At 33.4% G+C, this 22,107-nt stretch carries 22 protein-coding genes; 10 read left to right on the forward strand and 12 right to left on the reverse strand.

Features of this window, described 5'->3' with window-relative positions:
- Positions 1-534 precede the first annotated feature (534 nt).
- The 3 genes from J2786_RS06500 to istA all read right to left on the reverse strand — a co-directional run bounded on the left by J2786_RS06500 (position 535) and on the right by istA (position 4,747).
- Positions 535-1,167 (reverse strand): hypothetical protein, encoded by a 633-nt coding sequence (locus J2786_RS06500; protein ID WP_047430115.1) that lies wholly within the window; start codon positions 1,165-1,167, stop codon positions 535-537.
- A 1,234-nt stretch (positions 1,168-2,401) separates the two neighbouring features.
- Positions 2,402-3,145, reverse strand: coding sequence for an IS21-like element helper ATPase IstB (istB, locus tag J2786_RS06505; RefSeq protein ID WP_047430109.1), 744 nt, complete (start codon positions 3,143-3,145; stop codon positions 2,402-2,404).
- Between the two features lie 204 nt (positions 3,146-3,349).
- Positions 3,350-4,747 (reverse strand): IS21 family transposase, encoded by a 1,398-nt coding sequence (gene istA / locus J2786_RS06510; protein ID WP_226798639.1) that lies wholly within the window; start codon positions 4,745-4,747, stop codon positions 3,350-3,352.
- 235 nt (positions 4,748-4,982) lie between these two features.
- On the opposite strand from istA, the gene J2786_RS06515 reads away from it, so the two are divergent.
- Positions 4,983-5,663, forward strand: coding sequence for a hypothetical protein (locus J2786_RS06515; protein WP_142016416.1), 681 nt, complete (start codon positions 4,983-4,985; stop codon positions 5,661-5,663).
- Positions 5,664-6,225: 562 nt separating this feature from the next.
- On the opposite strand, the gene J2786_RS06520 is transcribed toward J2786_RS06515, so the two are convergent.
- The 3 genes from J2786_RS06520 to J2786_RS06530 form a co-directional block, all read right to left on the reverse strand.
- Complete coding sequence (locus tag J2786_RS06520) at positions 6,226-6,978, reverse strand: SDR family oxidoreductase (RefSeq protein WP_047430106.1); 753 nt, start codon at positions 6,976-6,978, stop codon at positions 6,226-6,228.
- A 29-nt stretch (positions 6,979-7,007) separates the two neighbouring features.
- Positions 7,008-7,433, reverse strand: a complete 426-nt coding sequence (locus J2786_RS06525) for a YybH family protein (RefSeq protein WP_052186950.1) — start codon at positions 7,431-7,433, stop codon at positions 7,008-7,010.
- A gap of 112 nt (positions 7,434-7,545) precedes the next feature.
- Positions 7,546-8,421, reverse strand: coding sequence for an AraC family transcriptional regulator (locus tag J2786_RS06530; protein ID WP_082001945.1), 876 nt, complete (start codon positions 8,419-8,421; stop codon positions 7,546-7,548).
- A 343-nt stretch (positions 8,422-8,764) separates the two neighbouring features.
- Between J2786_RS06530 and J2786_RS06535 the strand changes: the two genes are divergently transcribed.
- On the forward strand, positions 8,765-10,066 hold the full coding sequence (locus J2786_RS06535; RefSeq protein ID WP_047430100.1) for a chloride channel protein: 1,302 nt from the start codon (positions 8,765-8,767) through the stop codon (positions 10,064-10,066).
- A 460-nt stretch (positions 10,067-10,526) separates the two neighbouring features.
- Here J2786_RS06535 and J2786_RS06540 read toward each other — a convergent pair whose 3' ends face one another.
- From J2786_RS06540 to J2786_RS06550, 3 genes are all read right to left on the reverse strand, one after another.
- Positions 10,527-11,021 carry a CinA family protein gene (locus J2786_RS06540; RefSeq protein WP_047430097.1) on the reverse strand — a complete coding sequence of 165 codons (495 nt, stop codon included), beginning with the start codon at positions 11,019-11,021 and terminating at the stop codon, positions 10,527-10,529.
- Between the two features lie 53 nt (positions 11,022-11,074).
- Entirely contained in the window at positions 11,075-11,344 is a 270-nt protein-coding gene (locus tag J2786_RS06545; protein WP_052187039.1) for a hypothetical protein, read from the reverse strand.
- A 509-nt stretch (positions 11,345-11,853) separates the two neighbouring features.
- On the reverse strand, positions 11,854-12,414 hold the full coding sequence (locus J2786_RS06550; protein WP_226798640.1) for a helix-turn-helix domain-containing protein: 561 nt from the start codon (positions 12,412-12,414) through the stop codon (positions 11,854-11,856).
- Between the two features lie 166 nt (positions 12,415-12,580).
- Here J2786_RS06550 and J2786_RS06555 point away from each other — a divergent pair, with 166 nt between their 5' ends.
- The 3 genes from J2786_RS06555 to J2786_RS06565 are packed head-to-tail and all read left to right on the forward strand — an operon-like array spanning position 12,581 to position 16,059.
- A complete protein-coding gene (locus J2786_RS06555; RefSeq protein WP_262711490.1) occupies positions 12,581-12,712 on the forward strand; it encodes a hypothetical protein in 132 nt (43 codons plus the stop codon).
- Positions 12,713-13,741: a glycoside hydrolase family 130 protein gene (locus tag J2786_RS06560; protein WP_047430094.1), complete on the forward strand. Its 1,029-nt coding sequence runs from the start codon at positions 12,713-12,715 to the stop codon at positions 13,739-13,741.
- 44 nt (positions 13,742-13,785) lie between these two features.
- Positions 13,786-16,059 (forward strand): glycosyltransferase, encoded by a 2,274-nt coding sequence (locus J2786_RS06565; RefSeq protein WP_082001943.1) that lies wholly within the window; start codon positions 13,786-13,788, stop codon positions 16,057-16,059.
- A gap of 1,047 nt (positions 16,060-17,106) precedes the next feature.
- Here J2786_RS06565 and J2786_RS06570 read toward each other — a convergent pair.
- Positions 17,107-17,346 (reverse strand): hypothetical protein, encoded by a 240-nt coding sequence (locus J2786_RS06570; RefSeq protein ID WP_047430091.1) that lies wholly within the window; start codon positions 17,344-17,346, stop codon positions 17,107-17,109.
- Positions 17,347-17,891: 545 nt separating this feature from the next.
- The gene (locus tag J2786_RS06575) at positions 17,892-18,989 is read right to left on the reverse strand and encodes a calcium:cation antiporter (protein ID WP_047430088.1); all 1,098 of its coding nucleotides are present in this window, start codon (positions 18,987-18,989) and stop codon (positions 17,892-17,894) included.
- A 467-nt stretch (positions 18,990-19,456) separates the two neighbouring features.
- Between J2786_RS06575 and J2786_RS06580 the strand changes: the two genes are divergently transcribed.
- The 5 genes from J2786_RS06580 to J2786_RS06600 all read left to right on the forward strand — a co-directional run bounded on the left by J2786_RS06580 (position 19,457) and on the right by J2786_RS06600 (position 21,489).
- Positions 19,457-19,675 carry a hypothetical protein gene (locus J2786_RS06580; protein ID WP_047430084.1) on the forward strand — a complete coding sequence of 73 codons (219 nt, stop codon included), beginning with the start codon at positions 19,457-19,459 and terminating at the stop codon, positions 19,673-19,675.
- 140 nt (positions 19,676-19,815) lie between these two features.
- Positions 19,816-20,154: a cupin domain-containing protein gene (locus tag J2786_RS06585; RefSeq protein ID WP_047433224.1), complete on the forward strand. Its 339-nt coding sequence runs from the start codon at positions 19,816-19,818 to the stop codon at positions 20,152-20,154.
- A complete protein-coding gene (locus J2786_RS06590) occupies positions 20,147-20,377 on the forward strand; it encodes a hypothetical protein (RefSeq protein ID WP_047430082.1) in 231 nt (76 codons plus the stop codon). The genes J2786_RS06585 and J2786_RS06590 overlap by 8 nt, the downstream gene beginning before the upstream one ends.
- 7 nt (positions 20,378-20,384) lie before the next feature.
- Complete coding sequence (locus tag J2786_RS06595) at positions 20,385-21,182, forward strand: hypothetical protein (protein WP_142016419.1); 798 nt, start codon at positions 20,385-20,387, stop codon at positions 21,180-21,182.
- A gap of 43 nt (positions 21,183-21,225) precedes the next feature.
- Entirely contained in the window at positions 21,226-21,489 is a 264-nt protein-coding gene (locus tag J2786_RS06600; RefSeq protein WP_047430076.1) for a hypothetical protein, read from the forward strand.
- Between the two features lie 177 nt (positions 21,490-21,666).
- Here J2786_RS06600 and J2786_RS06605 read toward each other — a convergent pair whose 3' ends face one another.
- Positions 21,667-22,023 carry a MaoC family dehydratase gene (locus J2786_RS06605; RefSeq protein WP_226798641.1) on the reverse strand — a complete coding sequence of 119 codons (357 nt, stop codon included), beginning with the start codon at positions 22,021-22,023 and terminating at the stop codon, positions 21,667-21,669.
- Between the last annotated feature and the right edge of the window lie 84 nt (positions 22,024-22,107).

A 22,107-nucleotide genomic window follows, 5' to 3' on the forward strand; every position in this document is an offset into this window, starting at 1 on the left:
TGCTGAAAGAATCTATGTTTAGTACAAAGAAAGGAATTCAAAAGTTGAGAGAAAAAAAGGACATACATAAAAAATACGTTTTTACAACTACCTAAAAACAAGATTTTTAATATAAAGGTTATATATAAAAATACGTTTTTTAGGTAATTTTTTGCTTGAAGTTTTCCTAAATGTGATTTTAATCTTTTCAAAAAGTAAATTAAAACTTCCTATTTTCTTACATCCTGCCCGCTTTTTACTTCTATTTAATAATTTCTAGAAATTGCTTAAGATATGTCCATCTTCATTAAAACAAAGTGGCTGCCCTAATTCTAAGACAGCCCTTGAAAACACAAATAACAAGTAGAATGATGAGCAACCTTTCTACAAATATAATTTAGTACTCCTCTTTGACATGCCAACAACTATTATGCTCATCAATACTATTACATATATCATTTAAATGTTTTTAATTAATATAGAACTTTCAAAGCATTCCTGATATTTTTCTTTCAATTATATGGCTATTTTCAGAGAATTTTCAGATAAAAAAACTCACTCACTAAACCACCAATTCTTAACAAGTGTTATCCGCATTCCCACAGAAAAAGATCCAAATCTATTTAAATTTTCAAGATCTGTAACAGCATAGACTTTTCCCAATCCTCTGGAATACGTCACGAAAACCTCTGTTCGGTCTGAAATGGTAAATCCACCGCCACCGTTCAAAACATAATCAAGCTTTGTAGAATGATATTGCTTTCCGTTGTTATAATCTAATCTCCATATTATATATTCAAACTTTCCTCCAACAAATATGTAAAATCTTCCTTTTTGGAAATTTTGATTTAAATGTTTTTTCAGATTTATTCCCCCTGCATATGTGGAAAAACTTAGATCCTTACTATAAGGGTTTTTAACCGGTACAGATAGTTCAAAAAAAGGTTGCAGATACAATTCACTAGAATCAAAATATAAAATTTTTGAAAGAGCTACATCCAGTGATAAATGGGCTGTATATTTATTAATCCACCTGCTTTTTCCTTCCTTTTGATCTGTTAAATTGCCTCCTGTATAACTTGCTCCTAAATTCCATTTTACAAACTGTGATCGCCATTCATCATAATGCTGAGCATAAAGAATTTCCGAAATTAATATAAGCAAGCAAATAAAAAGTTTTCCTATCATCTTATTGGTTTAGTTTCTTCTGTCCATTTTATCAACGTTCATACCTATTACACCTCAAATATCAACGGCATCATTAAATCGATTCTTTAAACACAGATTGATGAGGGTCAAAATTTATATTGGAAAGAAATGAACTATTCTGAAATTGTTTATTTAAAAAAAACACTAAAAAGGATGATTTAAATAACCATATAATAATCAAATACTTAACATATTAACGATTACAGAAAACAAGCTAATATATGTACCTTATACGTATGTATCTCTAACATGTCACCATATTAATAACTACTGTATTTTGCAAAGCTGCATCTCTTTTAACCGTTTATCAAATTCGTTTAGAATATGTTCTACAGGAAAACTAACTTAACATGTAGTATCATTGTAGACAGAACTAGATATCTAGAAACTGTGCTATAACAATAGATTCACTACAAATTAAGAGAGGGTTTTCTTTGCCATAGAAGATACCGGAAATAAAAGGAGGAGACCTTTTGGTCTCCCTTTCCGTATATCTAAAAGCGTATTGCTGGCATGAGCTTCGCTCGCAGCCTTCGGAAAGAACTTCGTTTTTTTCTCCTCTTTTTCCCAGCAGAGCCTACTTCCTCTTAGGCTTTGAAGCTAAATTGATATTTTTTTGTTTTATATAATTTAAGTAAGTATAATTTCTGGGCAATATCACTTCATTTGAGTCCCAAAATGTTGCAGTAACATCAGGCTGAATAGGGATAAGATGTTCCAACGACTGTAATTTTTCCCAAGGCGTTTTTCCATTCAAAGAAAAGTGCGGTCTTTTCTTATTGTAAAACTCCTACCATTCAAAAGCTAAAGCATTTAAATTAAGATCAGGATCAGGTAAATCCACTAGCGACCAGAATTCGGATTTGTCCATTTAAATAAGGGGATCTTGGCTTGATAGGTCTGTATTTGATAAAATGTTCATGTAGCTCATATTGAAAGTAATAATTAAAAAACCAATGAAAGAACGCAAAACCTATTAGTCGCATTAGAAGACTAAAGAGAAAATTTACATGTAGACGTAATTTATAAAAATCAATCTTTGCATAAATTTTAGAATCAAAAAGGCTTATACGCCGAATCAAAATATTGGTATATACTTTCTATACGTGTAAATTCCATTGATATTGACCACCTAATTCCTGATTAAATTGACCACTAAGAATGAAGTCAAAAAAGGTGTCTAAAAGATGGTTTAAAAATATAAAATAAATCTTTACTCTGAGCTGATTTTCTGATCAGCTTTTTTTCTTCTCATCGATTCCCCTGTAAGATCTATTCTCAGGGAGTTATGTACCATTCTGTCAAGGATTGCATCCGCTATTGTTTGTTCCGCAATCACTTCATGCCAAGCGCTTACAGGCAGCTGGGAAGCAATAATAGTTGAGCGTTTTCCGTGCCTGTCTTCTATAATTTCCATAAAATCCTGCCTTTTAAGATTATCCAGCGACTGTAACCCAAAATCATCAAGGATAATAAGATCCTGCTTTTCTATTCGGTCAATCTCTTTAAAATAAGAGCCGTCTGCCTTAGCCATTTTAAGCTTTGAGAAGAGTTTATTGATGCTGAAGTACATAACTTTATATCCCATTGTACAGGCTTTGTAGCCAATGGCAGTTGCAATAAAACTTTTTCCAACTCCTGTACTTCCTGTAATAAGAATATTCTGTTTCTGAGAGATAAAATCACAGGAAGATAACCTTCCAATAGTATTCTTATCAATATTCCTGGAAGAAGAGGCTGTGATCTCTTCTATAAATGCCCTGTATCTGAACTTAGCTGTGATAATCAATCTCTCTACCTTTATGCTTTCCCTGTCGTCATACTCGGATTCAATTAAGTAGGCTATAAGTTCATCATTGGTATAGGAAACACTTCCTGTTTCCATTGTTGTGGAAAAAGCCCTGTGCATCCCGTGGAGCTTTAAATGTTTCATTTTTTCTAATGTTGCCTGATTCATAGGTTTCGTATTAATGATTTAATTGTTAATGATTGTAGATGTTACTGATAGTATTTTCCGCCTCTTATGTTTTTGTGTTTAGGCAGTTTCTTTTCTTCAAAAAATGCATCGTCATCGGTGAGATTATCCAGACCTCTTTCCAAGATACTTTTAATCATGGCTAGGCTGTATTTTTCATATCCCAATGCTCTTTTACAGGCATTGTCAAGTCTTATGCTGCCAATCTTTTTTGATAATGAAAGGATTCCCAGGGCAGGTTTTATAGGATTGCTCAGGATGCTGTTTCTTTTCCAGGATTTTGATGATGTACTGTTCACAATATTCTCCAACAGACCTTCCCCAAGAGATAAACCGGGATGGATTCCATTCCGTCATAAACTGATAAGATGAAGGCATATGTTCTTTTACGGTCGTATACTGATATTTGGCCAGGATTCTGTTGTGGAATGCTATTCTGCGCTGGTCATAGTAGATCTCGACCGTGTTTTTACTAAAAATAATGTTTACTTTTTTACCAATATAGCTGAACGGAACACTGTAATAATGCTGGTCTTTGCTTAAATATACATGGCTGGTCTTATGAACAGTGGCACGTACAGAATGCTTGAGTTGGTACATCATAGCGGGTAGTGGGGATAATGCATGTCTTTCAACCTCACGGAAAACATCAGCCCTGGAATACTTCTTTCTTTTCATGGGAGCTTCATTATATCCTTCCAGCAGGTTTTCTATAGCTTTGTTCAATGCTTCCAAGCTAAAGAAGTGATCTTTACGCAATGGAGCAAAAATGCGGGTATAAACAATACGTACCGCATTCTCAACCAAAGCCTTGTCCTTGGGATGATAGGTACGAGTAGGAAGTATTGTAGTGCTATAGTGGGAAGCAAAATCCAGAAGGGAATCAGTGATGACAGGTTCGTACTTATGACTTTTTTTTACCGCTGTACGCAGGTTATCGGTAACAATAGCTGCGGGAACTCCTCCATAATAATGCAGGGCTTTGGTAAGGCTTCCAAGAAAATCTTCTTTTCCTTGGGTTCTTGTAGCTTCTACGAAGGTCATGCCACTGGCTCCAAGTATCGATACGAAGATCTCGACTTCCTGTTGTTCTCCTGTTTCTTTATCAATAATGTGAAGTTTTTTTCCTGTATAATCCACAAAAAGTTTATCCCCTGCCTTATGTTCAATATGCATGGAGGGGTTCACCTTTTTACACCATTCCCTGTAATGATGACAAAAGCGGGAATATTGGTAGCCCAAAGGGTACTTCTCTATGTATTCTTCCCATAGCAGATAACGGGTAACACCTACACGTTTTAGTTCTATGGATATGTAAGGAAACAACGATTCAAGCTGTTTTTTGATACTGTCCTTATCCCTTATAGCGGTTGGCGGAGTCTCAAATAAATCATCTAAATCTTCATCACTCAGCTCTATCAGCTCCTCATACGTAAGCTGGTGTTCATTGAACAGGCTGATATACTTTTTGGCAGTATTGCGTGAGATACCCAGCTGTTTGCTTATCTGCAATTTACTTACTCCCTGGGTGTATAATCGTAATAATTGTTTGATGTTCAACATGTCTATTCTTTTGTTAGCCATTGATATTTTTTGGCTAAGTTATTCAAGACACGTTTTTTGACTTTTTTTGGTGGTCAGTTTGGGCAGGAATACCCTGGTCAATTTGCTCAGGAATCAACTGATCACTTTCGCAGGATTGAGATGGTCAATTTTGAAGGATTCTACAACTGTTGTCTGTTCTAATTTTGCGCTATAATTTTCTCATGTTAAAACTGACATATTAACACTAAACCTTGGGAAATAAATGTATAAGATTATGAAAGAGCAAAAATCAGTAAGAATTGGCGTAGCTTTATTTTTTATCAGTCTAACAACAGCCTTCCAGGCTCAGACAATTGCAGAAAAACAACCCGATCTCAAAAGCACACCTATCAACATGGAGATGATGCTGGGTAGCAGGGGTATCTATTATCAGGTTATGGTTAATAAAAAGTTTAAAAGTATACCAAAACTTGGCTTTTTCAGTATTACCAATGGAAATGCTCCTTGGGAAAAAGAGATGACACCTGACATCATGACACAATCGCATATTACTTATACATTGTTAAGGGGTTTAGAAGTCACAACAGGTTTGCAATATACTCCTGTTTATGGATTCAGACCGGTAGCAAGTCTGATATATTCATATTCTACACCTGAATTTACTATCGTAGCAAACCCAAAAATCGATCTAGCAAGTGATTGGGCATCAGAAAACATGCTACTCATAGAATATCGTCCAAAAATTAATGATAACTGGTCATGGTACGGTCGTGTACAAGGTTTGTATGGATTTGTTCCAAGCTCAGGTGATCATAACAGAAGCTACATTTATCTGCGTGCAGGACTCAGCTACAAAGAGTTTAGCTTTGGTCTAGGTAGTAATTTTGAATGGTATGGCCCTATTAAACATAATGAGAACAGTATTGGTTTGTTCGCCAGTGTACTTGTCTTCTAATAATAATTGTCTGAAACCGTTGATTTACAATTTTTTTATTGATAAGTTTTATTTTGAAATAATCAATGTTAAAATTTCATCCTAATCAAATAGTGAATATAATCCAATCTCTTGTAACAAAATATATTTATGGGAACAGATGAAAGTTGAAAAGACGGTCAATTGAGCAACTAATTTCGAAGTGAATGGAACGTCTTTTTAAGGTTTGAGATCATATCACAGCGATATTTAATTTTTTTTATAACGCTTTTAAATCGTCCGTCAAATGTTTCTATATTTCTTCGGTTATGGCATAAAACCAAAATAGCCAATTAAAGACTTAAAAGTCCAATAATAAATTCTAAAAGCTTTGTAAATTAAATTGCATTAAACTTCTGTTAAATTTAAAAACGAGACTTTAGTTTTAACTTAAAAGCTTAAAGCAATTCTTCTATCTTAATCAAATTTTCCTAGAAAATGTATTTATTAAAAGTCAGACGTACCATTATAATTAAAAATGCAGAACAAAAAGATCTGCACTAAAATTTTAAAATTATCAAAAGAAAAATTTATAATTGAAAGTTTAGCTTTTAAATGTTTCCAGTGCCCAATCCTCAAAAAGTTTCTGACCAGCGGAGTAATGACCAGCGGGAACTAGAAGTGAATTAGTAACAACAAAATGCATATACTTACTTTCATTTTCTGTAATCACTTTTTTGTCCTGACCTGTAATTTGAATATACTCAGAGACAAAAGTCCCCATTTTGCCACGTCTTGGTCCTGCAATTTCAATGGTGTTATTTTTAGGTTCTTCCAAAGAGAATTGTACTATAAATTCGGCAACATCATCAAGTGCAATTGGTTGATAGTCTAAGTTCGAAACAAAAACTTTATCCCCTTCTCCCTGAACTTGGATGATGGCTTCCACATGTTCGTGAAATTGTGTTGACCTAATTATAGTGTAAGGTATACCCGAGTTTTTAATAGTATCCTCTTGAAGTTTTTTTGCTCTGAGATAACCGATTTCCAATGCATCATCTGTTCCTACAATTGATAGAACGATATGATGCTTAATACTAGCATTCAATTCTGCTTTGACAAGATTCTTTCCCGCAGTCACAAAAAATCGAAGTGCATTTTCTCCTTCGGGAGAAGATGAATTTGATAGATCGATTACTATTTCAGTTCCGGTCAATGCTTCCTGAAGCCCTTCACCAGTAATGACATCGACACCTTGTGATGGCGAACCGATTACTACTTTATGACCAAGTTTTTCCAATTTTTTAGTTACAAGCCTCCCTGTTAGACCTGTACCTCCTACTACTAAAATTTTCATATCTGATTTATTTAATATTGTAAAGTTTTTTAAAATAAGCTGCGCACTTGAACACCAAAGGGATTTTCAAACCAATATCTCCAATATCCATCGGTTCCTCTTTTAGCATAATCATTAGATGTTCCTCGAATACATATTTTTTCACCATTATTCGCAATACGTGCTATACTCCAGTCCAAGATTAGTGATGCTAGATTACCATATACATAAACATTCCTTGTTGTAATTTTGATTGGCAAACCGAATTTAAAGAAGCAGTCCAATTCTCGCGCAATCTCCAATCTTCCTCTACGAGGCTGACCACTATCACGAATAAAGATTGCATCTTCCTCATAGAAACGAAGCATAGTCTCCGTATGGAAAGAATTCATATGAGCAAGAAAAGAGTCGACTATTCCCTCGGGAGTTCTCGACAATGAGAGTACTGAGCTTTCAACAAAATTCTGTCCAATCATAAAATCTAAATTTTCTTTAGAAGTAATTTTTTTGTCTTACAAAATTGAGCAATTGGCATATGCAACGCCACTCACAAATTAAGGTAAAAGGTGGACAAAAGAAGGAACAATCTTAATGATCTAAGGTTTGGTCTGAACATTTAGCGTATTGCTTCCGATATTCACTTGGTGAAAAACCTGCATTTTTACTAAACAGCCTGATGAAATATTTGGTGTCTTGATATCCCAGCTGATAGGAAATTTCCTTGATGCTTATTTCGGTATAGTAGAGCAATCTTTGCGCTTCACTCATCACTTCCTTCTGTATATGTTCGGAAGCAGATAAACCAGTAACTTTTTTTACTGTATCGCTTAGATGTCCAACAGTTATATTAAGCATTGCTGCAAATTCAGATGGACGCTTTATACTCCGGAAATGTGATTTTACAAGATTCCTGAATTCCTTCGTGAGATTTATAGAACGTAGGCTAACACTTTCGGAATTAATGAATGATTGGCGTTTGTAGCATAAAACTGCCTGTTCAATAAAAGCTGAAAGCAATGGTTTTTCAACTTGCCTATAAGGGGTATCGTTCAGATCTTGTAATTTCATGATTGACTCAAAGATTGTTCTAAACCAATGCCGCTCATTATTAGAGAGAGCGATAATCAAGGTTTCCTCTAATAAATTATCCAAACTGGTTTGTGCCATTCTACCGATATGACGGCTTTCAAAAGACAAATAATAACCTGTTGCACTAAGAGTCTCTAGAATCTGATGAACTTGTCCAGGAGGAGAGATAAAAAGTGTCCCCACCGGCATTGTTAAATGCTTAAAATCAAATACAACTTCAAGCTGATCAGCCTCAATTAGCATGCAAGTATAATGGTCGTGCCTATGAGGTGAAAGTGCTTTTATAATACCTGGTGTAGATACGTTCCAAATACCAACAGCAATCCCACTGCTGTAATCCATTCTATTTACTGTAATTGAATCGTTTTTAGGCATAACAATTTCTTTGCACAACTAATTTAGTTTTTCTTTATTTAATAGTGTGTATTATTCAAGACTAAAAGTAAAGAAGCTAACTAAATGTGCAATTTTTTCAAAAACATCCATTTTTAACAGTTATCTAAAATTCCAACGTTGCAAACAACAGTATTGATAAATAAAAAAGAAATTAAGTATATCCTTTTCTTGATCGGTTGGACCTTCAGTTTATGAATCAATGAATTATTTAAATTTCATTTGAATTGTTTAAATAAAAACAGGTAGTATGTAGTAACAAGCAACTTTTACTATTTCAAAAAATAACTGTTACCTTTACATCTTCATTAAAACTAAAATAGTTATGAAAGGCAATACAGCGTACCGAAAGAAAATAATAAGATCCAGCTATGTCAAATTAATCGGGATATCTATTATCGTTAGTATTATGTGTTGTCTTATATCTTATACTTTAAAACATTTGACAGGACAGGTACAGGAATACCTCTTTGAAGAAATTATAGCCACGGAAAACAAATTGCTAATCTTTCTACCAAGTGTAGGCATTACAGCAATCTATTTCCTACGTAAATATTTCTTTCAGAACAGAAAAAATAAAGGAATTAAGGAAATATATACAACCCTTGAAACAAGAAAGGATCATCTTCCTTTTTTTAAAATACCTTCTCACTGCATTAATGGCTTTTTAACGGTCATTTTCGGAGGATCTACAGGAGTCGAAGTATCAACAGTAGTTGCCACCGCAACAGTTGGTAATCAGGCATACAAACATTTGCATAGTGCTTGGGCCTACAAGACGGAACTGATATGTGCAGGTATTATAGCGGGTGTAACCGTACTCTTTGGAAGTGCGCTGGGCGGTTTTCTATTTGCATTTGAAGTTATTACACGTAAATACAATAAAACCTTACTGATCAGTGGAATAAGTTCGATGATTATAGCTCATCTATTTGTGCATTTTTATGACTCAAACCCATTATTTACATTTAAGGTACAGGACTGGCGGTGGCAATCCATACCTTTTGCTGTGATACTAAGTTTAATCGGAGGTATATTTGCCCTTTATTTTACAAAAATTGTCATCTACGCAAAAACATTTTTTGGTGGGATTAACAACAATTTCATACGTGTAAATTTAGGTGCCATAACTGTTGGGGTATTTATCTTTTTTCTTCCGGCATTATATGGTGATAGTTATCAAGGGCTTGGTAAAATCCTTGAATCAAGTTCGTCCGATATTGTTAATCTCGCATATTTAATTCCTCTGGTTTTGCTCATCTTTATAAAGCCATTGGCAGCTTCCCTCACTCTCGGCGCAGGCGGTGACGGCGGTGTATTTGCCCCGAGTATTGTTACAGGTGCATTTTTAGGGGTATTTTTTGCCCAATTCTGCAACCATTATTTAGGTACTCATCTTGTGGTTATTAACTTTGCGTTATTTGGAGCCGCTGCCATGCTTTCCGCAGCTATTCACGCCCCTCTTACAGCCATGTTTATTATTTCTAGTATAGTACCGTCTGGCTATCTATTGCTGTTTCCTTTGTTCATCAGTAGTATTATTTCTAAAATTCTGGCAAAGAAAATCTATCCTTACAATGTGTATACTTACAAAGAATTTCCAAGCAGTCCGAACACAATAAATTGATTATAAGTACCGTACGATATTTAAATAAAACAAATCATATCAATAACATCTTATCTATTTATATTGGATTATTACATTTACTAAAAAAAGTAATTTGCAAAAACTTTACAACTACAAGTGATTAAATATTAAAATCGGAGTTACCAATTCCTTTTTGATTTGCCTCAAACGAAGCAAATCATCGATAAAAGTGTTTGAAGATACGCCCGCCTTGATCACAAACAGCCAAATGGCGCCAACTAAAGACAGTTAGCGCCATTTTTATTTTGCATAAGAATGAATAAATTTGTAAATGTTGGATATAAATTATTCAAAAAATTTAGAATCTAATAATTTTTAAGCATAAAATCAAATAAAGGGTTGACAAAGAATTTTACAGAGTTGGAAACTCGTAGAGATTTACATAAATAAAAGCGAAAAATTAAAAATCTATACTTTTAAACTGATGGTAAATGGTAAGTTAAATTAATATTTGATTCAATGCACTTTTATAACACCCTAAAATAAATTCGGTATAATACAACTGTGCATCCAGTGCCTGGGTCTTATCATGAAGCTCTATGCGTTTTGAAAGTACAATCTCTCCTTTGTAACTGAATGAACAGAATGAATACACTTTAAATCCCGAATTTCTTACAGATGCAGCATATCCAGTAGAAGCAATTCCCCAATCTGTTCCAAATGATTCAGCGACCTTTACAGCGATTGTATCAGCCATTTTTTGGGTTTCAAAACTATTTTCCTTAACTTCGATTTGATTTATATCTAAAAATTGAATTTTTTCAGGTAATGTAAAAGTCGTTATTCCTCCTTTGTAAAACAGTTTTGCATTAGCCATTTGGGAAAAAGCCAGCTGTATTAATCCCGAGGTTACGCTTTCTGCTATAGAAACCGTTTCATTCATTGTAATGAGTGAAGTACTGATATAATCAAGTAAACTTTGCTGAAATTTCATGGGTCTATTATTTATGTTGATCAAAAAAACTTTTATGCTGCTGAAATCAATATTCAGATAACGTCATAATCATTCATGGTTGTCACAAAATAATGCTCAATCATTTCTCTGGCATTTCTGCACATTGACAAAAGATCTTCTCTGGTCATATCTTCAAAAATAAAATCATCATGAACTTCAATAATGAACTCAGTCACTTTTTCGGTGTTCATCAGATCATAGGCCATTAAATCATTTAAATTATCTAATCTACATTCTTCCTTAAAAAAAGGAAGTTTCCGGGTAATGGAATTCTTAAACTGAAAAAGGTGTATTGTTTTCATGACTTTTGACGTTAAAGTGGTAATAAGAAAGTCTGTTTTGTATTTAAACATGTTGTTTACTCATGAATGTTCAAACAGTTTTATGGACTCAGTTGATGAAAATTTTTATATATCTATCAATTCCTATAATATGGATGAAAAGGACAGAAACCATGGGGCTCCATCCTTGATTAATTAAATCCTTTCGAAAACAGATCTACTATTTTATCGGGATTTAATATGCTCATTGTCAAAATTGAGAATCCTTAAGCCTACTAATTTTATATGTCGTATATTCGCTTTTTCACATCTTTCTTTATTACTACAATGTTTTCAAATACGGGAGAACGGCCTGTTGTTTGATAAATATTTTCAACTGTTCACTATATTTCCTATCTAAAATTGCACTATTTATAGTGATATAAGCTTTATGGATTTTGTGAATTCCTGATTATTATACTACAAAGATGGCCGTTTAAGTGTTATACTAAGCTATATATATCCGGTATAATTTTACATATATCACACATTTATAAGTCTTCCAGATTTCCAAGACGTCTTTGTTTCAGCTGTTTATAAAATGAAGGGGAAAGTCCTGTAATTTTTTTAAACTGATTGGAGAGGTGGGCCACGCTGCTGTAATTGAGTTTATAAGAGATTTCTGTAAGATTAAGTTCATCATATAACAGCAGTTCTTTTACCTTTTCTACTTTATTAATAATAATAAAATGCTGGAGTGTCATTCCTTTCACTTCTGAAAAGGTATTAGCCAGATAGGTATAATCATAGCCTAATTTTTCACTTACATAGTCTGAGAAATTTTCTTTTGGGAGTTCATCTGAATAATGAATCATTTCTATCACTACATTCTTTATTTTCTCTATCAGGATACTTTTTTTATCATCTAATACTTCAAGTCCTGTTTTAAGCAAATTTTCTTTAAGTATCTGTCTTTGTTCTGAGCTAATATCATCCAATAATTCTACTGTCCCTAAATCAACGACAGCATTTTTAATGCCCAATCTTTCCAGTTCCTGATGGACAACCATTTTGCAGCGCAAACTTACCATATATTTTACATACAACTTCATCTCCCCTACTGTTTACATCCGTCAATTATTTCATTAACAGTCATTTATCCAAAGTTAGTCTATTAAATCGGAAATATCTATGATTTATACAACAAATTAAAAGACAATTGCAAAGCTTTCCTTTTTTAATGATTGAAATTTACAGGTAACAAAAAAATATTTCACAATGTCAAAAGAAAAAGACGGAAAAAAGAAATCAGATAAAACCCCACCCGCAAAATCTGCAAAAGAGAAACGGGAGGATAAAACGAGTAAACGAAGAGAAAGGGAACAAGAAGCCCGAAATACCGGCAACTAAATGGTATCCTTGAAAAAAGATGGAATTATACTCAGAAAAACAACATTAGACTTTGAGAGTGAAGGAGTTCTAAATCCTGCAGTCATTCAGGATAACGGAAAAATACATTTATTATACAGGGCTCTTGCCAGGAATAACTTCTCGAGTATCGGATACTGTATATTATCGGATTATAAGACTCCTGAAATACGGCTCAGCAATCCGGTTATTATCCCTGAATTTGAATACGAAAAACACGGTGTTGAAGATCCAAGAATTGTCAAAATCGATCACTTATTTTACCTTACTTATACCAGTTATGACGGGGTTAATGCATTGGGTGCACTTGCCGTATCTAAGGATCTAATATCATGGCAAAAGCTAGGAATCATTGTGCCAAAAATTCCATACAAAAAGTTTAAGCTTTTAGCAGAATCTCAAGGTGAAATAGGAGAAAAGTACAGACGTTTCAACAAACTCCCGCATACTCATATAAAGGATAAAGAGGTCTTCCTTTGGGATAAAAATGTGATATTTTTTCCAAGAAGAATTAATGGTAAGCTTTATTTTCTACATCGCATAAGGCCTGATATCCAAATTGTAAGGATAGAAAAGATTGAAGATCTGAATCCTGATTTCTGGAAAGACTACTTCCTTCATTTTAAAGAACATATTGTATTATCTCCCAAATATGAGCATGAAGTAAGCTATATTGGCGGTGGATGCCCCCCTATAGAAACTGAGCATGGATGGCTTTTAATCTACCATGGTGTACATGATACCATTGAAGGATATGTTTACAGCGCATGTGCTGCTTTACTGGATCTTGATACTCCTGAAAAAGAAATTTCAAGACTTCCTTATCCTCTTTTCAAGCCCGATGAAGAATGGGAACAGAAGGGAGAAGTGAACAATGTCTGCTTCCCTACCGGAGCCATCGTAGAAGGACATACACTCCATATTTACTATGGCGCTGCTGACAAAAGAATAGCTATTGCTTCTTTAAGCATCCCTGAATTACTGAAGGAATTACTACAGTACACATCATAATTGACTATTCTATACAGAATGTCAGGTTTAAAATAAATATCAATATGAATAAAAATATAAAATCAGACGTGGAGGAAAAGACAAAAAGACAATCTTTACAAAGTAATAAAAACACAATTAACTATAAACCTGAAATTATCTTTATAAGTACTTTTCCTCCCAAGGTATGCGGTATTGCAACATACTGTCAGGACTTGGTACAATCCCTTAAATTAAAATTCAGAGAATCATTTAGCATCAGCATCTGCCCAATGGAAACTGAGGATGAGGATGAGCATTATCAATATGAAGATGATCCAGAATATCGCTTAAATACATCCGATGCCGTATCTTATCTGGAGCTGGCTGATAAAATCAATAAGAATAACAATATTCAACTGGTTATGCTCCAGCATGAATTTGGATTTTTCAACGAAACCCCCAACGGATTACTGCTTTTTCTTCAAAATACAGAAAAAGATATCATCATTACTTTTCACACCGTTCTACCAAAACCGGATCGGGAATTAAAAGAAAAGGTAAAAGAAATCAGCAGTTTTGTAAAATCTATTATTGTAATGACCAGTATTTCTGCGGATATACTGAACAATGATTATGATATACCACCTGATAAAATTAAAGTGATACCCCACGGCACCCATTTACTGCCATTTATCGATAAAATTTCACTGAAAGCGAAATACGGATTTAAAGATAAAAAAGTTCTTTCAACCTTTGGTTTACTGGGTTCGGGGAAAAATATTGAAACAACCTTAGAAGCTCTGCCTGAAATCATTTCCAAAAACCCGGATGTAATGTTTCTGATTATTGGAAAAACGCATCCCGGCATCATTAAGTATGAAGGTGAGAAATATCGTGATTTTTTGAAGGATACTGTTAAGAGGCTCCATCTGGAAAATCATACTTATTTTATCAATCAGTACCTGCCTCTAGATAAGTTGTTGGATTATCTTCAGCTTACCAATGTCTATCTTTTCACTTCAAAAGACAGAAATCAGGCAGTAAGTGGTACTTTTTCGTATGCCATCAGCTGCGGATGTCCCATTATTTCCACGCCTATTCCCCATGCTTTGGAAGTACTGAATGAAGACCTGGGAATTATTATTGATTTTGAAGCTCCGAAGCAGCTTGCTGTTGCCGTAAATACATTACTAAAAAATGAAACTGTACAGGAAAAATTACGATCAAATAGTCTGGAAAAAATGGCTCCCACAGCCTGGGAAAATTCTTCTATTTCGCACGCCCTATTATTTCAACAATACAGCAAAGATAAAATGACATTACATTATACATTCCCCAACATTAATCTAAGCCATGTCAAAAATATGACAACGGATTTTGGGATGATCCAGTTTTCTAAAATCAACAAACCTGATATCAATTCCGGGTATACTTTGGACGATAATGCCCGGGCTATGATTGTAGCCTGCAGACATTATGAGCTGAGCAGAGATGAATCTGATCTTGATTTAATCTCAACTTATCTGAAACTTATTAAGTTTTGTCAACAACCGGATGGAAGTTTTCTCAATTATATAAATCAGTACAAGGAATTTGCTCAGCAGAATTATGAAACCAACCTTGAAGATTCCAATGGAAGAGCTATCTGGGCACTGGGATATCTTCTTTCAATAAAAGCAATCTTACCGCAGCAGTTTTCTGATGAAGCAGAATCAATCATTGAAAAAAGTATTTCATCTATTGAGAATATCCATTCTACCCGGGCAATGGCTTTTATCATCAAGGGATTGCATTATCAAAACTCTGAAAACAATATTCCATTATTGAAAAAACTCGCCAATCGTCTCGTGAAAATGTATCAGCATGAAAAACATAAAGACTGGCATTGGTTTGAAAACTATCTTACTTACGGAAACGGTGTACTCCCTGAAGCTTTATTGTGTGCGTGGATTACCACCAAGGATGAAATGTATAAACAGGTTGCCGATGAATCATTCAAGTTTTTGCTTTCTAAAATATTTAGTAAGGGCGGCATCAAAGTAATCTCCAATAAAGGATGGCTACAGAAAGAAACGGTTAAAAGTCCTGAATCAATTGGCGGGGAACAGCCCATAGATGTTGCTTACACCATACTTGCATTATCTACATTCTACAAGGTTTTTAAGGATGAAAAATATTTGCAGATGATGAGGAGTGCTTTTAGTTGGTTTTTAGGAAAAAATTATTTACATCAGATTATTTATAACCCTGCAACAGGTGGATGTTATGATGGGCTTGAAGAGAAAAATGTCAATCTCAATCAGGGAGCGGAATCAACAGTCAGCTTTCTCATGGCAAGGCTCTGTTTTACTAAATAATTAGTTTACTTGTTTTTCAACCAGCAGCCAACCCTATGATCAAAACTCTGATATCAGTCATTTATCTGCAACTCTGTAATAAGACCTTAGGTTTATGATCTTTAAGATTTCTTCTTTTTCCAGCTCCAAATTTATACAATTATGGGCATAATCACAGATTTTTTCCCTTTTATAAAACATCACTCTCTCAGTAAGAAAAAGACTCCGGATACTAACAATGTGTGATAACTGCAATATAAAAAACAAGCTGTAATACATAGGTTATAAAAACACCACCTTGTACTGCAGCAATTAAGTTATATTAAATTCCACGTCATGAACACAAATCATCATAAAGGTGACAAACCTTTCAAATTCCTGAAAACTGGAATTTACAGTCAAAATAAATTTATAACTTTCTTGCAAAGAAAATTAAATATTATCACAGAATTGACGCATTAAAAAGTTATACTTAAAAAATACCCTAAGAGCGTTAAAAATAAATGCATTATTTCTACTCCATATACGACAATAATAAATAGAATCACATGACTTGCAGCATATTAATGTAATTTATTTAGATATACATTTACTGTTCATAATAGTTGTACATTCTCATTAGTACAATTGACTCTCCCCTAAAAGGGAGGGTTTTGTTATATACTCTCCTCCTAAGCATTAGAAAGGTTAATATCTGTAGGATATTAAATCGGACTGTAAAATTTACTATATAGTGTTTCCAGGATATGAGTATGATTATACCTCTACAGAAATCTACTCATAATAGCGGGGATTTTTTATTTACACAGTTTTCGATTTTGCAAAATGTAATGACTTTTGTATGGGAAATTGTAATTGCTATGCGAAGCCGAAAGTGAAAATGCTAATTTTCATCATCATAGTGCCGTTGACCACTCCTTTAAAGATGTTATCGTTTTAGTAAGAGTAACAAATACTATATAGCTTTCAGAAACCATCAAAACGAAATAAGACAAAGCATCAATATTCCAAACAAATTTGAATTCTAACATTAAGCTATGATCGGAGGAATAATAAAGTATAGTAATGTTATGTTTTCTGAATAGCGTAATTATATATTGTATCTTCACTAAGATATAAATACAATCTTGTCTTAAAAATTCCTAAAAATGTTTTTTCCAAAATATAAACACGCTCTATTGTATGTAGCTTTTCTAGCTGATAATCAGTTAAAAAACATTCTATAGCATCTATATTTTCTCCAATTAATTGATCTTCTGATATAATATTCTGACTTTTATCGTGGAAGTAATATTTTTTACTAGTCATATCGATAAATAATTTTTATTTGTAAAATCTTTTTTCTGTTCAGAGTACTTTTCAAACTTTTAAAGTATTGACTTAACCCAAGTTGTGAACCAATTTCTGTGTTATCTCATTAGTTTTTATTTGAAATTTCAATATTTGGGCAACATCTTTATAATCATATGATTTGTACTCATTACTTGTTGCACAGTCATAAAACAAAATATGGTTTACTGCAATAATTCCTAATAAGTAATAACTTTTAATTTCCAAGATCATGTTTATGGATTTCCATGATTTTATAGGTATAAGTATCTCATCTTTGATTTATATTTTCCATTTATTCTGTTATAATCGAAATTTTAGCTTTCTCTCCGTTTTAATGATTTCCGATAGTGAGAAATTATAAGAAAGGTCGGTTTGGTAAGGAAAAAAGTTCTTTTCATGAGCCTTCAAACGTTTTTTTGGATTCATGATGAAATATATTCTATATCAACCATCATATCATATAAACTAAAGATGGCCGTTTCACTATATATCAAGCTATATAATGCATAACTTAAATAGGTTTATGGTACAATTGTAATAAAAAGATAAATTAAAAAAATAGCGATCAATACAATTCCCTGCATGATATTAGTTCTGCCTGTTGCCAGTGAAACAGTAATAATAAAAAGAGACAGCCCTAAAAGTATTGTTGATTTGATATCTATCCCCAATGTCATTCTTATACCGGTTATTACAGATATAATGGCAATCGCAGGAATACTTAGTCCGATACTCGCTAAAGCTGAACCAAAAGCCAGATTTAATGAAGTTTGAATCTGATCACTTTTTGCAGCTCTGAATGCAGCCAGACCTTCCGGAAGCAGAACAATACCAGCAATAATGATACCTACAAGAGATTTGGGGGCACCCACAGAAACAACTATATGTTCAACATCCTTTGAAAGAAGTTTTGCCAGCAAAACGACTATTCCCAGGGATAAAATTAACAATATACAATTGATATACAATTGTTTTGTGGAAATTATTTTATTATTGCTTTCTACAGGCAGATTCTCGGATAATTTGTTTTGTGGAGAAATGAAAAAGCTTCGATGTCTAAAAGTTTGGATCATGGTAAATCCAAGATAAAGCCCTAAAGAAATCAAGGCGATAAAAAGCAGTTGGAGGGACGTGTATTCGCCTCCGAGGTGACTTACCGTATAATTGGGCAGAATAAGCACAAAAATAATAACAGAGGTCAGTGTAATCAGTGCCGTACTTACCCCCTGTAAGGTAAAGCTCTGTTCTCTATATCGTAAGGATCCTATCACAATACAGCTTCCAATGATTCCCGTAAGGATTATCATCACTGCAGCAAAAACCGTATCTCTGGCAAGAGTAATGGTTTCCAACCCTTTTGCTCCCATCATAATGGAAATAATAAGCCCTACTTCTATGACCGTAATAGCAAATGCCAAAAGCAAAGTTCCAAATGGTTCCCCCAAACGATGCGCAATAACTTCGGAATGGTACACCGCAGCTAAAACACTTCCTATTAAAAATAAAGTAAGAATCACAGAGTAATACCCTGAAGAAAAAACAGAATTTCCAACATAAGAGAACCATGCCAGGATAGGAATCAAAAATGTCCACATCCTTAAATATTTTTTTATATACATAAAAACATTAATAATTTTTTTACCATTGAATTCTCTTTTGGAGAGAATCAGCAGATTTATATTCTCCTTTTCAAAAACAGTTTTATAAATGATTTGAAGTGGAACAAAGAGGTATGCCGGAAGTATTAAATAATGAAAGAAAAAGAAGTGAATACACTGGTTCTTTGAGTCCAGATTGTCAGCTCAATGCAATTATTCAGCAAGATACAAATAATCAATCACTTATTTGGAATTATCGAGCAGTATTTTAAGTTTGTAATCATTTCCTAGACTTAACCACCTCCATTACTTTATAAGGAGTCATCAAACACTGCTTTTATGATCAACCACATTTCAGATGTTCAAAATAAGCTGGAATTTTGTAAAAGTGTGATATGTGCAACATAAAAGAAACAATCTGTAATACAATAGATTAATAAATACCCAACTTTGTATTGTAGCAATGAAGTTACACTAAAACCTACCTTATGGACACAAACCACAACAAAGGCAACCAATCTTTCAAAATTCCAGGAGACTGGGATGTGCAATCAAAACAATTGAAAGAAAAATTTTCAACATTAACGGACCACGACCTGAAGCTTGAAGAAGGTAAAGAAAAGGAAATGCTGGAAAGAATCGGAAACAGATTAAGAAAAAACCGTGAAGAAGTTCTCAATATTATCAAAGAAATCAATCTTTCATAAATTGTTTTCAAGGACAGTTAAAGCCAATGAAAAGATATATTTATCAAACGCTTTCACTGGAAAAAGGGATGGAATATTAGACAGTTCTGTCCCTTTTATTTACAATACCATGTGCTTTTTTTATGTTTAAACCCACAGTGATGAATCATAGAGAACTTGAAAAATCGAAAGTATATATTACAAGCCAGATTGTAGATTACATTCCAAATTCTGTAGTCAGTAAAAATATACTTGAAAAACTGACCGGTAATATCAGTGTTTTATCTTTTGATGACAAAGAAGGGTTATCTGAAAAGATATCTCCTTTCGATACTGTTGCACAGATCATTGAAGGTAAAGCTGAAATCATTATAGACGGAGCTTCTTACTTTATGGAAGAAGGTGAATGCATTATCGTTCCTGCCCATAAACGTCATTCAATAAAAGGAAATAAACGCTTTAAGATGATATTAACAATAATAAAAAGCGGCTATGAATAATCTAAACACTATATCTGTTTTAACGAAAAAGATATTTAAAAAAACAGTGGAAATCCAAAAAGAATTTCCTGAACTGTATGAACTTCTAGATGAAACTCCATTATTTTTTTCTGAGAAAGAAAAAAATATTACGATAAAAGATTTAAGACAATATCTTGTTTCCCTTATCATACAACAAAAATCCTTTGAAAAAGGAACTATGAAGAAAAATGATCTACAATAAAATTCTAATGAAAAAGTTAATCAAGCATCCAAAGAGCAAATCGGGACTCAGAAATAAAAAAAATATTTCAAGAAGAGCCTATTATTCCCAGTTTACCTCTCTTTTCTATCTGCGAAATACCAACATCACCTTAGAAAGAGACGCTAAGGAAATTCTTAGAATATTAAAAGAATTACAGCAGCTTATTAACAAATCAAGATTGGTATTCAGTACATACTGCAGCTTAAGCCAGCATAACCTGTGGCAGTCTGTTTTAGAAGACCTGAGTGAGAACATAAAGAATATTAGAATCCAGTTTGAATATATACTGGGAAATATTATTAAAAAAAATAAAATCAATTCACTCATATTCTGGCAGCAAAACAAACTCTACACAGATGAAATGGAAGTAATCCATAAAAAACTTATTCTGTTGACTATTCAGGTTTTACCGGAAGAAGAAAGCTTATCTTGGAAGGTAAATATTTATAATTTTTATGATGAAATTTTTTCTTTACTTACTCCACTTATCGGGATGTGCAGGCTTGAATTAGACTTTATAGAAAAATATTCACCTAAAACCTTTAACCAAAATGTTATGGATATTATTAAAGATATTCCAGAAAATTACACATTACAGGAAGCAAAGGAATATGAACACGAATACATAAAAATATTAACTAACTACAGTCATGAATTATGTAGGAAAAATAATTTTTGGGGCAGCTTATTGTATATCCTTTCAGGAGGCTTGTACCCATTACCATCAGAACGTACCTTAACTAAAAAAAGGATCTACAGAAAAATAAAAGATAAGCTTTCTTGACAAAGCCTCAACCTAAATTTTCCATCCTATTAAATAGTTTATAATGAAAACAATACATCTCTTTCGGTTTAACGATTCTATTTTCCGTAAAATTCCTTTCTTCAAAGAAGAAAATAGGCTGAAAACCGATGTAACAGAAATTGATTTAATGAATATTGAAATAGTAACTGAATATATTGTGAAAACCCATGATGACTTTAGTTTCGACAACACATCAGTAAATGATCTTTTATCGATGTGCAAGAAAGCTCAAAGAATAATTGAACATTACTTTATTTTGGGAGTGAATGGTTATGATGTTATTTGACAATTACTAATCAAACCTTATTCAGATAAGGAATTAAATGGAATTAATCCAATATACCGTCATTACTATTATTTTTTTCAAAAAAATGATAGAGAAAGATAACGTTTCCCGTATAAGCAGGCTTACTTTGATTTCTTATTAGAAGTTTTGCTTCTACCGCTACTTTTATAGTCCCTCTCAATCGGTAACTGATTTAACAGTTGCCTGGAGCCTTACATCACTACCTACCAATACAGCTTGACCAAACTTAAAATTCTCAATCCCATAATTAATTTCCATTTTCACGTTCCTCACCTCAGCAATTTGCTTCCATAGATAAGGGATTAGCGCTAATAGCAAATAGCCATGAGCAATAGTGGATTTAAAGGGATATTCATTTTTTGCCCTTGCCTCATTAATATGGATCCACTGATCATCTAAAGTTGCTTCTGCAAAACTATTGATTTGCTGCTGGTCTATAGTGTACCAGTCAGAAAAACCAACCATTTGCCCTTCCAAAACTTTATATTCAATAAAATTGTTAATAATAATCATGTTTGAATGTCTTACTATTTAAGATGATGAAAATTATTTCTTGAAAAACCTCTCACGTGCTGTGAGAGGCAAATGAACATTATG

It is taken from the genome of Chryseobacterium vietnamense, assembly GCF_031454475.1.
Taxonomy (GTDB): Bacteria; Bacteroidota; Bacteroidia; order Flavobacteriales; family Weeksellaceae; genus Chryseobacterium; species Chryseobacterium vietnamense.

Coding starts and splice junctions, on each gene's coding strand:
- J2786_RS06605 (WP_226798641.1), bottom strand. CDS start 22,023: ATGATTATTATTAACAATTTTATTGAATATAAAGTTTTGGAAGGGCAA.
- J2786_RS06585 (WP_047433224.1), top strand. CDS start 19,816: ATGAATCATAGAGAACTTGAAAAATCGAAAGTATATATTACAAGCCAG.
- J2786_RS06500 (WP_047430115.1), bottom strand. CDS start 1,167: ATGATAGGAAAACTTTTTATTTGCTTGCTTATATTAATTTCGGAAATT.
- J2786_RS06600 (WP_047430076.1), top strand. CDS start 21,226: ATGAAAACAATACATCTCTTTCGGTTTAACGATTCTATTTTCCGTAAA.
- J2786_RS06545 (WP_052187039.1), bottom strand. CDS start 11,344: ATGAAAACAATACACCTTTTTCAGTTTAAGAATTCCATTACCCGGAAA.
- J2786_RS06575 (WP_047430088.1), bottom strand. CDS start 18,989: ATGTATATAAAAAAATATTTAAGGATGTGGACATTTTTGATTCCTATC.
- J2786_RS06520 (WP_047430106.1), bottom strand. CDS start 6,978: ATGAAAATTTTAGTAGTAGGAGGTACAGGTCTAACAGGGAGGCTTGTA.
- J2786_RS06560 (WP_047430094.1), top strand. CDS start 12,713: ATGGTATCCTTGAAAAAAGATGGAATTATACTCAGAAAAACAACATTA.
- J2786_RS06540 (WP_047430097.1), bottom strand. CDS start 11,021: ATGAAATTTCAGCAAAGTTTACTTGATTATATCAGTACTTCACTCATT.
- J2786_RS06535 (WP_047430100.1), top strand. CDS start 8,765: ATGAAAGGCAATACAGCGTACCGAAAGAAAATAATAAGATCCAGCTAT.
- J2786_RS06570 (WP_047430091.1), bottom strand. CDS start 17,346: ATGACTAGTAAAAAATATTACTTCCACGATAAAAGTCAGAATATTATA.
- J2786_RS06515 (WP_142016416.1), top strand. CDS start 4,983: ATGAAAGAGCAAAAATCAGTAAGAATTGGCGTAGCTTTATTTTTTATC.
- J2786_RS06565 (WP_082001943.1), top strand. CDS start 13,786: ATGAATAAAAATATAAAATCAGACGTGGAGGAAAAGACAAAAAGACAA.
- J2786_RS06530 (WP_082001945.1), bottom strand. CDS start 8,421: ATGCCTAAAAACGATTCAATTACAGTAAATAGAATGGATTACAGCAGT.
- istB (WP_047430109.1), bottom strand. CDS start 3,145: ATGAATCAGGCAACATTAGAAAAAATGAAACATTTAAAGCTCCACGGG.
- J2786_RS06525 (WP_052186950.1), bottom strand. CDS start 7,433: ATGATTGGACAGAATTTTGTTGAAAGCTCAGTACTCTCATTGTCGAGA.
- J2786_RS06555 (WP_262711490.1), top strand. CDS start 12,581: ATGTCAAAAGAAAAAGACGGAAAAAAGAAATCAGATAAAACCCCACCC.
- J2786_RS06590 (WP_047430082.1), top strand. CDS start 20,147: ATGAATAATCTAAACACTATATCTGTTTTAACGAAAAAGATATTTAAA.
- J2786_RS06580 (WP_047430084.1), top strand. CDS start 19,457: ATGGACACAAACCACAACAAAGGCAACCAATCTTTCAAAATTCCAGGA.
- J2786_RS06550 (WP_226798640.1), bottom strand. CDS start 12,414: ATGAAGTTGTATGTAAAATATATGGTAAGTTTGCGCTGCAAAATGGTT.
- J2786_RS06595 (WP_142016419.1), top strand. CDS start 20,385: ATGAAAAAGTTAATCAAGCATCCAAAGAGCAAATCGGGACTCAGAAAT.
- istA (WP_226798639.1), bottom strand. CDS start 4,747: ATGGCTAACAAAAGAATAGACATGTTGAACATCAAACAATTATTACGA.